Annotated in this window: 13 protein-coding genes and 1 pseudogene; 13 read left to right on the top strand and 1 reads right to left on the bottom strand. The window is 34.9% G+C overall.

What is annotated here, in order from left to right; genetic code table 11:
- Positions 1-39 precede the first annotated feature (39 nt).
- From FC26_RS08730 to FC26_RS08720, 3 genes are read left to right on the top strand one after another with little or no spacing between them, the layout of a single operon-like run.
- On the top strand, positions 40-813 hold the full coding sequence (locus tag FC26_RS08730; RefSeq protein ID WP_057779715.1) for a tyrosine-protein phosphatase: 774 nt from the start codon (positions 40-42) through the stop codon (positions 811-813).
- A 30-nt stretch (positions 814-843) separates the two neighbouring features.
- Positions 844-1,506, top strand: a complete 663-nt coding sequence (locus FC26_RS08725; protein ID WP_083483802.1) for a sugar transferase — start codon at positions 844-846, stop codon at positions 1,504-1,506.
- A 1-nt stretch (position 1,507) separates the two neighbouring features.
- Positions 1,508-2,452 carry a GDP-mannose 4,6-dehydratase gene (locus FC26_RS08720; protein ID WP_057779712.1) on the top strand — a complete coding sequence of 315 codons (945 nt, stop codon included), beginning with the start codon at positions 1,508-1,510 and terminating at the stop codon, positions 2,450-2,452.
- A gap of 74 nt (positions 2,453-2,526) precedes the next feature.
- On the opposite strand, the pseudogene FC26_RS08715 reads toward FC26_RS08720, so the two are convergent.
- Positions 2,527-3,541: pseudogene (locus FC26_RS08715) on the bottom strand (IS30 family transposase); the annotation flags it as partial.
- Positions 3,542-4,408: 867 nt separating this feature from the next.
- On the opposite strand from FC26_RS08715, the gene FC26_RS08710 reads away from it, so the two are divergent.
- The 10 genes from FC26_RS08710 to FC26_RS08670 all read left to right on the top strand — a co-directional run bounded on the left by FC26_RS08710 (position 4,409) and on the right by FC26_RS08670 (position 15,429).
- Entirely contained in the window at positions 4,409-5,242 is an 834-nt protein-coding gene (locus FC26_RS08710) for a glycosyltransferase (RefSeq protein WP_057779710.1), read from the top strand.
- A 109-nt stretch (positions 5,243-5,351) separates the two neighbouring features.
- On the top strand, positions 5,352-6,461 hold the full coding sequence (locus tag FC26_RS08705; RefSeq protein WP_057779708.1) for a glycosyltransferase: 1,110 nt from the start codon (positions 5,352-5,354) through the stop codon (positions 6,459-6,461).
- Between the two features lie 84 nt (positions 6,462-6,545).
- Positions 6,546-7,556, top strand: a complete 1,011-nt coding sequence (locus tag FC26_RS08700) for a glycosyltransferase (protein ID WP_057779706.1) — start codon at positions 6,546-6,548, stop codon at positions 7,554-7,556.
- Complete coding sequence (locus FC26_RS08695; RefSeq protein ID WP_083483800.1) at positions 7,553-8,677, top strand: glycosyltransferase; 1,125 nt, start codon at positions 7,553-7,555, stop codon at positions 8,675-8,677. The genes FC26_RS08700 and FC26_RS08695 overlap by 4 nt, the downstream gene beginning before the upstream one ends.
- Positions 8,678-8,694: 17 nt before the next feature.
- A complete protein-coding gene (locus FC26_RS08690; RefSeq protein ID WP_057779701.1) occupies positions 8,695-9,843 on the top strand; it encodes a glycosyltransferase in 1,149 nt (382 codons plus the stop codon).
- A 720-nt stretch (positions 9,844-10,563) separates the two neighbouring features.
- A complete protein-coding gene (locus FC26_RS08685) occupies positions 10,564-11,742 on the top strand; it encodes an EpsG family protein (RefSeq protein WP_057779699.1) in 1,179 nt (392 codons plus the stop codon).
- A gap of 130 nt (positions 11,743-11,872) precedes the next feature.
- Positions 11,873-13,360 (top strand): lipopolysaccharide biosynthesis protein, encoded by a 1,488-nt coding sequence (locus tag FC26_RS08680; protein WP_057779696.1) that lies wholly within the window; start codon positions 11,873-11,875, stop codon positions 13,358-13,360.
- A 52-nt stretch (positions 13,361-13,412) separates the two neighbouring features.
- A complete protein-coding gene (locus FC26_RS12545; protein ID WP_202813370.1) occupies positions 13,413-13,547 on the top strand; it encodes a zinc ribbon domain-containing protein in 135 nt (44 codons plus the stop codon).
- 462 nt (positions 13,548-14,009) lie between these two features.
- Positions 14,010-15,167, top strand: a complete 1,158-nt coding sequence (locus tag FC26_RS08675; RefSeq protein WP_057779695.1) for an IS256 family transposase — start codon at positions 14,010-14,012, stop codon at positions 15,165-15,167.
- 79 nt (positions 15,168-15,246) lie between these two features.
- Positions 15,247-15,429, top strand: a complete 183-nt coding sequence (locus tag FC26_RS08670) for a hypothetical protein (RefSeq protein WP_057779693.1) — start codon at positions 15,247-15,249, stop codon at positions 15,427-15,429.
- The last annotated feature ends 63 nt before the right edge of the window (positions 15,430-15,492 follow it).

Raw genomic sequence — 15,492 nt, 5'->3', positions numbered from 1 at the left:
TATGTATAGAACAGCAACTAGAAGGGCGATGGAGACCAAATGATTGATTTACACTGTCATTTACTACCGGGAGTTGATGATGGCTCGGCGAATATGGCGATTTCATTGCAACTGGCTAAAGAAGCGGTTGAAAATGGCGTGACCTATGCTCTGCTAACGCCTCATCATATGAATGGCGTGTATACCAACCATAAGGCGGATGTTCTTGCCCAAACAGAGGCGTTTCAACAGCAACTCGATGAGCATCAAATCGGGTTAACGGTTTTTCCGGGACAGGAAGTTCGAATTAATGGTGATCTGTTAGATGCATTGGATCAGGATGATATTTTATTTGCGGATGAAGATAATCAGTATTTGATGCTAGAGTTTCCCGATGATGACGTACCGACATACACGACTGAAATGATCTTTCAGTTACAGCAGCGCGGCGTCATTCCCGTAATCGTACATCCGGAACGTAATACGCGGATCATGAAACATCCGGATATCCTGTATGAATTACTTGAAAAGGGATGCTTATCACAAATTACCGCCAGTAGCTATGTCGGTACATTTGGAGAAAAGGTCGAGAAATTCAGCCGTCAATTAATTGAGACAGGGCAGGGCTACCTGTTTGCTTCAGATGCGCACCATTTGCCGGGACGCAAGTATGAAATGCGTGAGGCGTTTGAAAAGTTGACCACTGAGTTCGGCGCTGAGTTGGCACAGCAATATGAAGATAATGCAAAAGCAATTATCAACGGAGAATTTGTGCCAATGAATCAGATACGGCAGATTGAATTAAAGAAGAAAAAGAGATTTCACTTATTTTAATTACTCGGCGGAGCGAAAGGAGGAGTAGGTTTGAAAGTCATCAAAGAAGAGAAGCAATTTAGCGGAGATCAACTAACCGAAACGTATCAGACGAAAATTGGGGAACAGGTTCATTCATGGTATATTCCAGTTAAAAACACATTTGATTTTTTTACAGCACTAATTTTGATGGTGCTTACGTCACCAATTGTGTTAATTGCTGCGATTGCAATTAAGGTGGAGAGTCCAGGTCCTGTTTTCTATCGACAAGAGAGAGTGGGATTGATGGGACAGCACATTATTGTCACCAAACTACGCTCAATGCGAAATGATGCTGAAAAGGATGGCGCCCAGTGGGCGAATAAAAACGATATTCGAGTCACCAAAGTCGGTAAGTTCATGCGTAAGACTCGGATTGACGAATTACCACAGTTGTTAGGCGTTATTCGAGGGGACATGAGTTTGATTGGGCCACGCCCTGAACGACCAAATTTTACGGAGCAGTTTTCGCATGAGTATCCCGGGTTTGAGCAGCGGTTGCGAATTAAGCCAGGGCTGAGTGGCTACGCGCAAGTACATGGTGGTTATGATATCAATCCGGGTGAGAAGGCTAAGTTAGATTGTTACTACATTGATAACTTTAGCTTTGCGATGGATGCAAATGTATTTATTGATACTGTGAAAACAGTGATTACGGGAGAAGGAGCAAGATAGGATGTCTGAACTTAAAAATAGTAAAATTTTGATTACCGGTGGAGCTGGTTTTATCGGTTCCAATTTAGCTGATGCATTAGTTGAAGATAATGAAATCGTGGTGGTGGATGATTTATCGATGGGGAAGATTGAGAATTTACCAAAATCGGATAATCTCCATTTTTTTGAACATTCAATTACTGATTATCAGTTTATGAGTAATTTATTAGTGGAGTGGAACTTTGATTATATCTTCTTGCTGGCAGCAGTCGCGAGTGTAGCGGATACGATCGAACGACCGATGGAAACTCATGAGGTTAACCAGAATGCCAACCTTAACATTTTAGAAACAATTCGAATTAAACATCTAAAAATTAAAAAATTACATTTTGCTTCTTCAGCCGCGGTTTATGGAAATAATCCGGAACTACCAAAAAAGGAAACTTCGCCAATTGAACCACTTTCTCCATATGCGATTGATAAGTACGCGACTGAACGATTTGTGATTAATTATGGGAAACTTTACGGGATACCAACGGTTGTCACTCGATTTTTTAATGTATATGGACCGAAACAGAATCCAGAATCACCATATTCTGGGGTTTTATCGATTATAGCTGATTCTTTAAAAAATAATGAGTTATTCAGTGTATATGGTGATGGTAAGCAAACGCGTGATTTTATTTATGTAGAAGACGTTATTCAAGCACTGATTGTTATTATGAATTCAGCTACTGCGTTACATACTGTTTATAATATTGCAACTGGACGTGAAACCTCTTTGAATGATGTTCTTATGGTTTTTGGTAAAATTGTAAATCGAAAAATTAATGTCGAATATAAAACTGAAAGATCGGGGGATATTATGAGGTCTGTATCTGATGTACATAAGTTAAGGTCCATGGGATTTAATTCAGTGTATGGGCTGGAAAAAGGATTGATAATGTATTGGAATAGTTTAAAATAATGATTAATAATTAATTCCCGAATTGTCAAACCAAGTGCAACACTTTGATCTATTCTAATAAATTGGTATAGCTGGTCAGCTAGTTCGGGGACAATGTCTGCCGGACATTTATACCCCAAACACTTTCTTGGACGATGATTAAGTGTGTACTGAACCTCCTGAATATCAACTAGTGCTGAGCCTTTGAATGATTTTCCTTTTGGAAAGAATTCACGTAGAAGATCATTGGTATTTTCATTAGTTCCACGTCCCCAAGGGGGAGTATGCATGCGCAAAGTAGATATCTGTTCCAGAAACATTGTCTAGCAAAGCGAACTCACTACCATTATCGAAAGTAACAGTGTGAAAGTGTTGTGATCCATAACCATCAATAACTGTCTGAAGCGCCTTTGGACAAGTCCGTGCATGATAATTAGGCAGTTTAACAATGATTTCTAGTCGGCTGAAACGTTCTGTTAGCGTCATTAGAGCGAGTTCGGATTCAATGCATCTGGCTTTGACCAAGTCACTTTCCCAATGACCAAACTCAGAATGACTCTCAACAATCGATGGACGAAGTTCAATTGATTGCCCCAAGACCTTCTTGTTTGTTCGACTATGATATTTAATCCTACGCCGGAGTTTCATCGCTAAATCTTGATTGCGCAACGGTAAACGTTGATCATTAATATAGTGATACACCATTGATGTTGAAGGACAGACTTCATTTGGATAATTCTGGTTAAACCAATGAACGAATGTATCCACACTGTAAACCCTAGGTTTTGCTTTAAGGGCCTTTGTAAGTAAGTTGATAAAGAAACTGCAGCTTGAAAACAAGCTCCGCCACACACTGGCAGAACGATGCTTATGATAGACAGCTTCTCCCGTTTCGGCAAAGTGCGCTGAATAAGTACAATGTCGCTGTGAGTCAATTTGGATAGCAGTGCCACGCCGAATTTCTCTAGAAATGGTACTAGGATTTCGATGAAGGCACTGTGCAATTTGTCTAATCGACATTTCTTGTCTATAAAGTGCTTCAATTTGGCCTCGTTCATCAAATTGTAGTTGTTGGTAGTGAGGATGCGCAGTATTCTTAGATTGGGTCATGAAGATTCCTTTCTTAGTTTGTTTAGTCGCTTATAAGAATAGGTCTTCATGGCCTTTTTTGCTAGACCAATTGGTCTAGTTGACCAGTGTTGAAAAAACACCAAGACAAAAAGTTCCATTATCATTGTGGCGCTTACGCCACGTGATCTGCTTAGTCAGATAAACTATTCGCAGAGATAACTGTTGATGACGTTCATCACGCGGTACGGGAGCTTCGTAACGACCAGCTTGTAGAAAAAGCTATCGATGTTGTGTATCGACCGTATCAGCTTTATCTTGACCATAAGGCTGACTGTAGCGGTACGTCATCTTCGACATCCTCAAGGTTAAGTGTCTTGTCAATAGTTAGCTCCGCAAGAAACAGGAAAAACATTATAAATAAGATATAGATATGACCTTTAAGACCATGTTGACATGTTTGTAAGGACATGTCTTGTAGGTATCTAGGATGGACAGTATTAGGATGCTTTAAGACAGAGGATTGAAAGATGTGTCCTGATTGCTATCTATCGTACAGAAATCTAATTTAATTTTAGGAACATCAATATCGACATATAAGTTCATATGACTGGCCCTCCTTTATTTGTCAAATTGATTGGGGAAGACTTGAGTGATGCATGATGAAACGTGAGGCATCATCAACTGTTAAGAGCTCTACAGCTTGGGATGTATACCTATACCTACTACCAATTTATCCGGGAGACGGACTGAACTATGTAATTTGAATGATTTCAGATACAAGAAGAAAAAGCCTAGACGAGTTGGATCCAGATCCAATGAAAGAGTATCATGTAACGATCAAGTCGAACCAATGGTCTTGAATTTTGAACATTTTTTATTATATGAAGAGGAGTTTTGTTGGACATTATGAATAATAAAGGCATACCAACTTTTTCTGTGTTAATGTCGGTTTATGAAAAAGAAAAGCCGGAATTTTTAGATGAAGCATTGAAAAGCATTGAAAGTCAGACGGTTGTACCTAACCAAATTGTTTTAATAAGTGATGGGCCATTGACTCCCAAATTAGATGAAATTATAAAACAACATCAATTAATTCATGGTGAACTTTATGATGTTTTTAAAACAAAACATAATCAGGGACTAGGGGCAGCATTGCGGTTCGGTACAAGCAAAGTCAGAAGTGATTGGATTGCGCGAATGGATTCAGATGATATTGCTGTTCCCAATCGTTTTGAATTGCAACTAAAAGAAATTATGGCAAATCCTAACTTAGCACTTTTGGGGGGACAGGTTGATGAATTTGAAAATTCTATAGATAATATTGTTGGGCATCGTGAAGTTCCATTGAATAATGAAAAAATTCATGCATTTTTAAAATTAAGGAATCCTTTTAACCATCCAACTGTGATGATTAATAAAAACGTTTTGCAGAGTGTTGGCGGTTACAATAGTCGGGGTAATCTTGAGGATTATTTTTTATGGGTTAAGGTTATTTCAAGTGGGAGCATAGTTAAAAATATGCCGGATGTTTTAGTACATATGCGGGTAAACGAAGGAATGTATGGACGGCGTGGTGGAATAAAAAATCTAAAGTATATTTTAAAGTTACAAAAACTATTATATGAATCAGGACTAGTTAGCGTCTATGAAGGCTGTATTTGGGGTGTTGTAATGATAGCAAATACTTTTATTCCAGGGCGGATCAGGAAAATATTATATAAGAATACGTTTCATAGGTAAAATATAGCTGCTGATTGAGTGTAAAATGGATGATGTTAGCGGAAATTACCTATAAAAACCCAATGTTTGTTAATTAGTAATCACTAGATGACATATGAGGAGAATAACTTTGATAAGAGTACTACAACTTACTGACAGTATAAATAGAAGTGATGGAAGAACACAGGTGGTTATGAATGTCTATCGTAGAATAGATAAGTCACAATTTCAATTCGATTTTACTACTGGAAAATACCACGATGATAATTTCAAAGATGAAATAGAAGCTTTAGGTGGCAAGATATACACTTTGGAGGAGTATGAGAAGTTTGATTTTTTTAAAATTAGAAAATTTATAAATAAAATATTAACAGAAAACTCATACGATATTGTCCATTATCATGCCTCCTCAATTTGGGGTGAGGGAATTAAAGTTGCGAAGAGACTGAATGTTCCGGTGAGAATTATGCATGCTCATAACGATGTTTTTGGGGGAGATCGGATGAAAAGTGCTAGAAACTATTTGTTTAGTTTAGGCATACTTCGAGACGCTACTGATTTCTTTTCTTGTTCTAATAAGGCAGGAAATGCAATTTTCGGAACAAGAGATTTTACAGTTTTTCACAATGCAATTGATATCGAAAAATTTAGGTTTAATAGTGATAAAAGGAAAAAAATTCGGCAGGAATTTTCAATTGGGGATAATGTTTTCTTAATGGGGCAAGTTGGACGGTTGTCTGCTGAAAAAAACCAAGAGTTCTCAATCAAATTGCTTTCCAAGCTAAAATTAAAGAAAAAATCAATAAAACTCCTTATTATTGGTGAAGGATCTAGATATGATCATTTAAAGGAATTTACTAAGAAATTTGGGGTAGAAAATAATGTTATATTTACAGGCCAACGTACAGATGTAAATGATCTTTACTCAGCACTTGATGTGCTTATTTTACCATCGCAATTTGAGGGGTTACCGGTAACTACGATTGAAGCTCAAAGCGCAGGACTGCCAGTTTTAATGAGTGATAACATTACAAAAGAAGCAGGAATAATTAATTGTGATTTCTTAAGTCTAGATTTGATGGATAGTTGGATCAAGAAATTAACCACCTTATCTAGTGAAATGCCTGACGAAACTAACCGGGAAAAGTGCGGGGATAAGATGGACCAAACAGATTATTCTGACAAACGTCAAGTTGTGCTTTGGAATGAAATGTATAAAAAATTAGTTAAGGAAAGATAAACTATTTTTCGTTTATTAATTATGATTACGTAAAGAAAGTGATCGTCGTTAACTATGTAGTTTTTATAAGGGAGGTATAAATTCATGCGAGGAATAGTTTCAATTATTGTTCCGGTTTACAATGTGGAACGGTATTTGAGTCAATGTTTAACTAGCATTAAAGAACAGACATATAAAAATTTAGAAATAATATTAGTTAACGATGGTTCTACTGATAATAGCAAGCAGATTTGTGATCAATTTTGTCTGCAAGATAGTAGATTTAATTTAATAAGTGGGCCAAATGGAGGAGTGTCAAATGCAAGGGATTTAGGATTAAAACAAGCTCGTGGAGAATATGTGTATTTCGTTGACTCCGATGATTGGCTGAATTGTGATTTGATTTCTGAAGTGGTAGACATATTTAAACAGTTTGAAGTGGACGTAGTTGCATTCAGTTATAATGAGGTTCTTGGTACATACACGACGACAGCAGGGTATTCAAACCCAGAACTAGGAAGTGTTAATAGCAGTGAGGCTCTTTCTCATCTTTTTAGAGGATCATTTGGTAGTTATGCATGGAAGTTCATTGCCAGAAGAGATTTATATATCAATAATAATATTACATTTCCTAAGGGAAGAAGATTTGAAGATGTTGCTACGACGTATAAGGTGTTCGGTGCTGCCAGTCATGTTTATTTTTCTTCAAAACCGCTATATTATTATAGGCAGGTAAATACATCAATTACACATCGACCTGCTAATACGGATGTTGACGATATATTAATAACAATAGATGAGATGGACAGTTATGTTAAGAATAATTTTGAATCACTACTTCCAGATGTGAAGAGCTTAGAGTTTAATTTGCTTTTTATGCTGTTAATTAGGATGAATGGGTGGCAATCTCGGTCTAATAAAAGCGTGCTATCTGAGTTAGATTTAATGAACGAAAAAAAAATAATACGCGTTTTAGAGAAATTACATCACTATCAAGATAAGGGGAGGGAGTATATACGACAAGAGATTAAGTTAAGGGCGCTCAAGTATCGCCTGTTTCCCCTTATCTTACACGCAAAAAAATATGTGAACCATTTTAAAAGGAAGTTAAAATGATGAAGCAGGAAAAAATTTTTGTTCTACAAATAGGTATGACGCCTAATCCTGGTGGAGTTGAATCGTATATAATGAATTTATATCGGAAAATAGATACAGAGAGGGTTCAGTTTGATTTTGTTGATTGGTGCGGCGAAAAGGACATTGCATTCAGTGAAGAAATAAAGAAGCTTGGTGGGCGTATTTTTAAAATCCCTACACGTAGAGATAATTATTTAGCAAATAAGAAGGCAATTTATAAGATAGTAAGAACTGGTAAATATCGTTATATTTATAATAATCTTAATTCATTAAGCAATATCTTAGGAATTACAGCAACTTATGGTATGGAGAACACGGTTCCCATTATTCACGCGCACAATGATAGTATTGAAAAGAATCTATTTGTTTCAAAAATTCTTGACACGATACATAAACCGTACGTAAAACACAAAAAGTGTGTAAGACTGGCATGTAGTCAAAAAGCTGGTGAATGGATGTTTCCACGTAGTAAATTCGATGTGGTTGCGGATTCTATTGACACAATGCTTTTCGGGTATTCAGACACCATACGCGAGCATTACAGGAAGATGTTGAATATCGAAAATAAATTTGTGGTTGGGAATGTTGCACGATTTGGACCACAAAAAAATCATTCTTTTCTTATAGATGTTTTTCAAGAAATATGTGCGAGAAAAAAAGATGCAGTACTATTATTAGTGGGAACTGGATCACAAGAAAACCTAATAAAAGAGAAAGTTTCCCAATATCAGCTTAATGACAAGGTTATTTTCCTCGGAGCACGGAATGATATAGCTGGTTTAATGCAAGCTATGGATGTTATGGTTGCGCCCTCTATTTTTGAGGGGTTTGGGATGTCGGTACTTGAAGCACAGTGCGCAGGATTACCATGTTATGTATCGGACGCTTTTCATGATGAGGTAATTCAAACACCACTAGTTAAAAAGATTTCACTAATAGGCACTGCATTAGAATGGACGAATCAGATAATTAATGATTTTTCACTTTTAAGAAAGCCACGGGTTCCTTATTCAAGCACCATAAGGGAAAATGGTTACGATAGTCAACAAGCTGCGGACAGTTTAACTGATAAATTCATTAATGGGTTTACTTGCGATTGAAGGAGAGTGGAAAGTAGATGAGAATTTGTTTTGTAACCAATGGTTTGGGGTTAGGCGGTGTGGAGAGAGTTGTAACTACGATTGGCGAAAATTTGAATGGTGGTCAGTTTTCAACGTATTATTACTCGCTCTCAATGGAGGAACCTGCTTGGAAGATAAAAGAGTCTGGGCGATTAATTAAGCAAAAAAAACAGTTAGGCCAAAAAAAACGTATTCTGTTTAGAACTGGAAAGGCATTAGAGTTACTTCTTAAAGGAGAATTTAATGTTAATAGGTATCAAAAAAGTTTTATACAAGGAATAACTGAGTTAATTCGTATAAAGAAGGTTGATGTATTGGTTTTAACCTCGGCCCAACAATTTGCTGCTGTACCGCTTATAAAAGAAATCTGTGGGGACGTTCGGGTTATTTTGTGGGTTCATCAAAGCTATAAAGCAATTACGCAATTAGCAAAAAATTTTAGTAGCAGCTTTATACGTGGAATAAAGTCTGCCAACCAGATAGTTTGTTTGACCCAAGATGCTGTCCTGGCTTTTAATAAATATAATCACAATATAACACTGATACATAATCCATTAAGTTTTAATATGACAACTAAGGTTCCAGAGTTTAAGGGGTTTAATGTTGCATTTGTTGGTCGAATTACTTTCGAGCAAGATCAAAAAGGATTAGATCTGTTGGTGAAAATAATGCAAAAATTGCCGGATTCAATTAGGCTGAATATAGCGGGAGCTGGAGATGAAAAGTCGGAAAAAAAATTTCAAAGGTTAGTTAAAAGTTATGGAATCAGTCAGCAAGTTAACTGGAACGGGGCAAAGATGGGACATGCTTTGATTGAACATTACCAATCTTCTTCTGTGTTTATTTCTACTTCAAGGACAGAGGGTTTTTCATTGGTAATTCTAGAGGCGCTGAGTTTGGGGGTGCCCGTGATCTCTTTTAAAACTGCTGGAGCAATTGAAATTTTAGAGAATGGGCGTTATGGAATTCTAATTGATAATTACGACATAGAGAAGTTTGCATGTGAGATAGTACGAATGTTAAATGACCATGAACTTTGGTCCAAATACCAGGCTCTTTCCTTAGAACGGGCAAAAGATTTCAAAATTGAAAATATTGTACAAGTGTGGCGCGAACTTTTTGTAAGATTAGTGGATCAGTCATAAGTATAGAAAAAGCTACTAAAATTCTCTAATGGAAACTAATGCTAACAGGCTCAACAAAAAAGTGACTATTATATTATACTTTTTATTCGGTTAAACCATAAATGACTAGTTTTGAAATGCTAATAGCAATGATTATATTTACAATCAAATCAAAAATACATTTACTTTATTTATGTGATATGACCCACTATGGGGCATGGTTCAGAGTTAATTTGCCGAATTGTTAGACTAAGTACAATATTTTGATCTGTTCTAATAAATTGGTATAGCTAATCAGAGAGCTTAGGGATGATATCCGCTGGATACATACATATTTCGAGCATGTTTTCAAATGGTGATTAAGTGTATACTGAACTCTGAATATCAATTGATGATGTGTCTTTGAATGGTTTTGCGGGAGAAGAACCCACGCAGAAGACCATAGGTGTTATCCTTGGGCACATCTTCCCAAGGAAAGTATGGGTGATCAAAATAGACATTTTTTCTAGAAACATTGTTTAACAAAGTAAACTCACTATTATCAAAAGTAACAGTGTAAAAGTTAACCATCGATGACTGTTTGGTGTGCCTTTTGATGGGATTATGCATGATAATTAGGCAGCTTAATAATATTTCTAGTCGATTGAAACGTTCTTGTGGCGCGTTAGTGCCGTTCAGATTTTATGTGAAATGCTATAAATAAATTTTAATTACAAGTTAGAAAATGTAGGAGATAAATTAATGACTTTTTTAATGTTACTTATTAATCCGATGTTAGGGTTAATATATACTATTCATGCTTGTTTGAAAAATAAAATTATTAATAGATGGAAGCTAATAATTGTAACAGCGATTGTTTTTTTTTATCTGGGAATAAGTATTGAATTAACGAACGTTAATGCTGATCTTGGGCAGTATTTTAGTTGGTTCCCTAACTTCGTAAATATTAGCTATAATGATTTATTTAGAGAAGCTATCAGTGAAAAAAATTTTTTTATTCTACAGAAGCTTATGTTGGCCTTTTTTGCAAAATTGCATAATAATAGTTTGTTTTCGGGTTTTGTTGTTTCTGTTTTTTATACATGTTATATGTATATAGTAACAACATACTTAAAAAAAAATAATTGTCAAAAAAATAGTGTATTAAAAAAAGAAATGGCTACTTACTTTGGAGTATTTATAATATCATTCGGGTGGGTACTGACCAATGTACGTAATCCTATGGCTAATGCTATAGTTGCTGTTGCAATTTTTAGAGATTTATATCTTCATAAAAAAGGTATAATAACTGTATTATTATACCTTTTAGCTCTTTCAATGCATGTAGCCGTAGTGCCAATTATTATCTGTAGAATTCTTACAGGAATTTTATTTGGCAAAAATCTATTACATCGCTTTTTAAGTGGTGTTTTGGGCGTATTATTAGTATTCGTAGGGCTACATTCTAATATAATTAGCATGACCAGCGATAAAATCAGTGCTTATGGATTAGGGTCAAGCGGTGGCGGGTTTGCTGAATACGCACATACAAGTTTTTATTACCAGATAAATAACCTTTTTTTACTGTATGTAATGTTATTTATACTGATACTGATAACTATTGCGAAAAGGCAAAAAAATACTTTCGAAAAACAATTTCCAGTTTTTTTAACTATGATAACAATATTATCAATTTTAAGCTATTTCTTACCTACCCCTTTAATTGACAGATATGGAATGTTTGTGGAGATCTTTATACCACTTATTATAGTTAACGTAAAATTCAGCCAAATAAAAAAAAGATCTCGAATAATAATCTATTTTCTCCTTATGATTACTGGACTTTTTGGACTTGCATGGCAAATAGCTTTTTTAAGCTTTCAAATAAATATTTTGTCTTTTTTGGGAAAAGTTTTTCTAGGGTTTTTATCACTAATATAAATTAAGATACTAATTATAAATTTCATAAGTAATGTAAATATAATAAAATTATTGGAGAATTAAGTGTATGAATTATACAGGAATTCATCTCTTTTATTAAGAGGATAACTTAGGACGGAGATTAGTTAAAATGTTTTCGCAAAAAAAATCAGGTGCTGTTCTGTCATATATTAATATAATTGTAAAGAATCTTGTAACATTTATGTATACTCCTTTTTTATTGAAATATATTGGGCAAAGTGATTATGGGCTTTTTCAGATGACTAATTCAGTAATTACTAGTTTAAGTTTATTGTCAATGGGGTTTTCAAGTTCTTACGTTCATTTTTATATAAAATATAAAAGTAATAATGAATGTGAAAATTTAAAGAAGTTAAATGGTATGTATTTAATATTATTCTGTTTAATTAGTTTAACAGCAATAGTTATTGGTAGTATTTTGGCTTTCAATGTTGATAATATTTTTAATTTAAAACAGAGTCAGATTAGTTTAATGGAAAAATTGATGGGAATTATGATATTAAATGTTGCATTAACTTTTCCTTCCTCGGTATTTGATTCAAATATTATTGTTAATCAAAGGTTTATTTATCAACAAGGTCGACAACTGATGCAAACAATTTTGGTTCCTTTGATCGCAGTTCCAATGATCATGTTAGGTTCAGGTGTTTTAGCAATTGGGATTACCCAAACTATTGTGACAACTTTGTTCTTATTCATAAATGCCAATTTTTGTATAAGAAAGTTAAATATGAAGTTTAATTTTAGAAATGGAAAAGTCATGATGTTCAAAGAAGTTTTGGCGTTTTCTTTTTTTATTTTTTTGAATCAAATTGTTGATCTTATTAATAATAGTGGACCAAATTTTGTCTTGGGAATTTTTGAGGGTGCTGAGAAGGTTGCAATATTTGCAATTGCAATTCAAATTAAAAATTTATTTTTTATGTTGTCAATTTCTCTATCAGATGTTTTTATTCCAAAAGTTAATGAATTAGTTAGTCAAAAAAAAGAAAAAAAAGTATTAACAGAATTGATGATTAGAATAGGTAGGGTACAAATGGTAATCCTTCTTTTTATTTTTGGTGGCTTTATTGTAATTGGACAGTATTTTATTCATTTGTGGGCAGGAGATAAGAATATACTGGCTTACTGGTTGATAATATTGATGGTCTTACCATCAATTGGTCCTCTTTCTCAGAATATTGGAATTGAGATTCAAAGAGCAATGAATATGCATGCTTTTAGATCAATAGTTCTTCTTATTTTCTCTGTAGTGAACATTGTGTTTACTGTAGTAGGTACTAAATATTTTGGATTAATAGGCGCATCTAGTGGTTATGTTATCGGGATGATTTGTGCAAATGGCTGCCTAATGAACTGGTATTACCAGTTCAAAATGGGCATAGATATTATTTTATATTGGAAAAGGACTTTATCGGTAGCAATTCCATTTTTAGTTTCAACTTTTTTAACTTTAATTAGTCAACTATTCGTCCCCATCAATTCGGTCCTAGTATTTTTGTTTTATGGCGTTATATATGTAATTCTTTTTCTCACTATCTATCTTAAATTTGTTGCTAATAGCTATGAGAAACAATTAATTTTTCGAAAAAAATAACGTTATTTGGAATAATTTTGTCAAGGCGACATGGTATGGCAAACAATTAGTGATGGTGAATCCGGATAAGACTAGCCAAATTTGCGCTAATTGTGGGTATGATGATGGTTACCATATGCTCAATATTCGGCAGTGGACATGCCCAACTGTGAGGTTGTCCATGATCGCGATACTAGTGCGGCGTTAAATATCTGTCAAGCATAGGTAAAAACAATAACTGGCCTGGAATAGGCCTTAGGTAATAGCCGTAACCGCTGTTGTCAGTTCAATGAACCGATGGATAAGTCTGCGGTATTTTTAGAAGCCTGTCAATTAAGTGATGAGTAGTTCATAAGGTCGATACCAATTAATTATGCTATAAAGCAAGTTTACCTTAACCTGTATGACTTTGCTATATAACAAGCTTGTTGTTATATAGCAAAGCACATTCTCAATATCATGAAATAAGAGAGGACTGTTAACATATCACTATCGATATTGATATATGTTATTAAACAACAAGCGTTAAAAATAGTTCCATAGAGATCCCTTTTCGAGATTTTTGAGAGTATAAAATAGTTTGTGTAAATGAATTAAAATCCTATTGAAAAGGGAACCCCTTCCCCGTATGATTAAATCGTCAAACCAAACCAAAACGGAGGGATTCCCCATGGATCAGTTTACCAAAAATCTAACCAAAACTCTATTGTCAAATGGCGATGTTAAAGAACTTTTTCGTCAACAACTCGAAACGGCTATTAATCACATCTTGCAAGCTGAACTAACTGCCTTACTTGGTTATGATCCTTATGACCGCAGTGGCTTTAATACTGGCAATTCTCGTAATGGCCAGTATTATCGTTTAATTGACTCCGAATATGGTAAGTTGAAAATTGCTGTGCCGCGTGACCGACAAGGCAAGTTTCATAATCATTTACTTCCAGCTTATTCTCGTCGTCAAGATGCTTTAGAAACTACAATTATTCAACTTTACTCTAAAGGTGTTACCACTCGTGAAATCGCTGATTTGATTGAGAAAATGTATGGTTCTTATTATTCAGCTACAACTGTTTCTAACATTACTGCTCAAGTAACTGAGCAGATTCAAGCTTTTCATCAACGAACCATTAAAGCAAACTATGTTTGCTTATTCTTAGATGCAACTTATTTACCTTTGCGTCGTGACACAGTTCAAAGAGAAGCGGTTTATATTGCCTTAGGAATTACACCCACTGGAATTAAGGAAGTTCTTGATTATCGCATTGCACCCAGTGAAAATGCTGAAGTCTGGTCGGAAATGGCAGCAGATCTTAAGCAGCGAGGGCTTAAACAGGTTCAATTAATTATTGCGGACGGAATGGTCGGACTTCAACCAGCGCTGTTACATGCTTTTCCTAAAGCAAAATTTCAAAGATGTTTAGTTCATGTTATGCGTAATATTAGTACACATGTCCGTTTAAAAGACCGTGAGGTCATTTTAAATGATTTCAAACAGCTTCATTCGGTAACTAATAAAACTGAAGCTCATAAAATGCTTGCCGATTTTTATAGTACTTGGGAAAAGCAATACACAAATCTGATTAGTCACATTAGGTCAATTGAAAAGGAATTATTAGCTTTTTTGGCTTTTCCAGCCGCAATACGCCCAACCATTTATTCAACAAATATTATAGAATCGCTAAATAAAAAGATTAAACGCAAGACTAAAGCAAAAGAACAGTTTCCCAATGAAAAATCATTAGACAATTTCATTGGAGTGCAAGTAATTAGTTACAACGAAAAGAACTTTAATCGAATTCATCGTGGATTCGGACAAGTTAAGGAGTAAGCACCCAATAACAAACCGGCTATAATTACGCACTTCAGTGCGATAGAATCACTTTATCAAATATGATGAGGTGATTTTTTTGAATAATGACCAAGAAATTGTCCAAGTGAAATTGGATCAACCAAAAAATTATCAGGCCGCTACTGCCAGTAAAGCTTTTCAAATGAAGTTAGGTGAAAATAAGACTGTTCTCGTCTACAACCGAATCAATAGCTACATTCTGGATGCATTATTAAAGGCGGTGTTTAGGAATGATCATTGATATGAAATGTAAATAGCAGCGGTAAAATGCAGGAAAAAGGCAATTAAGAATTGTCGGTTTTCC

The organism is Paucilactobacillus vaccinostercus DSM 20634 (genome assembly GCF_001436295.1).
GTDB lineage: Bacteria > Bacillota > Bacilli > Lactobacillales > Lactobacillaceae > Paucilactobacillus > Paucilactobacillus vaccinostercus.
This window is presented reverse-complemented; position numbering and strand designations above follow the sequence as displayed.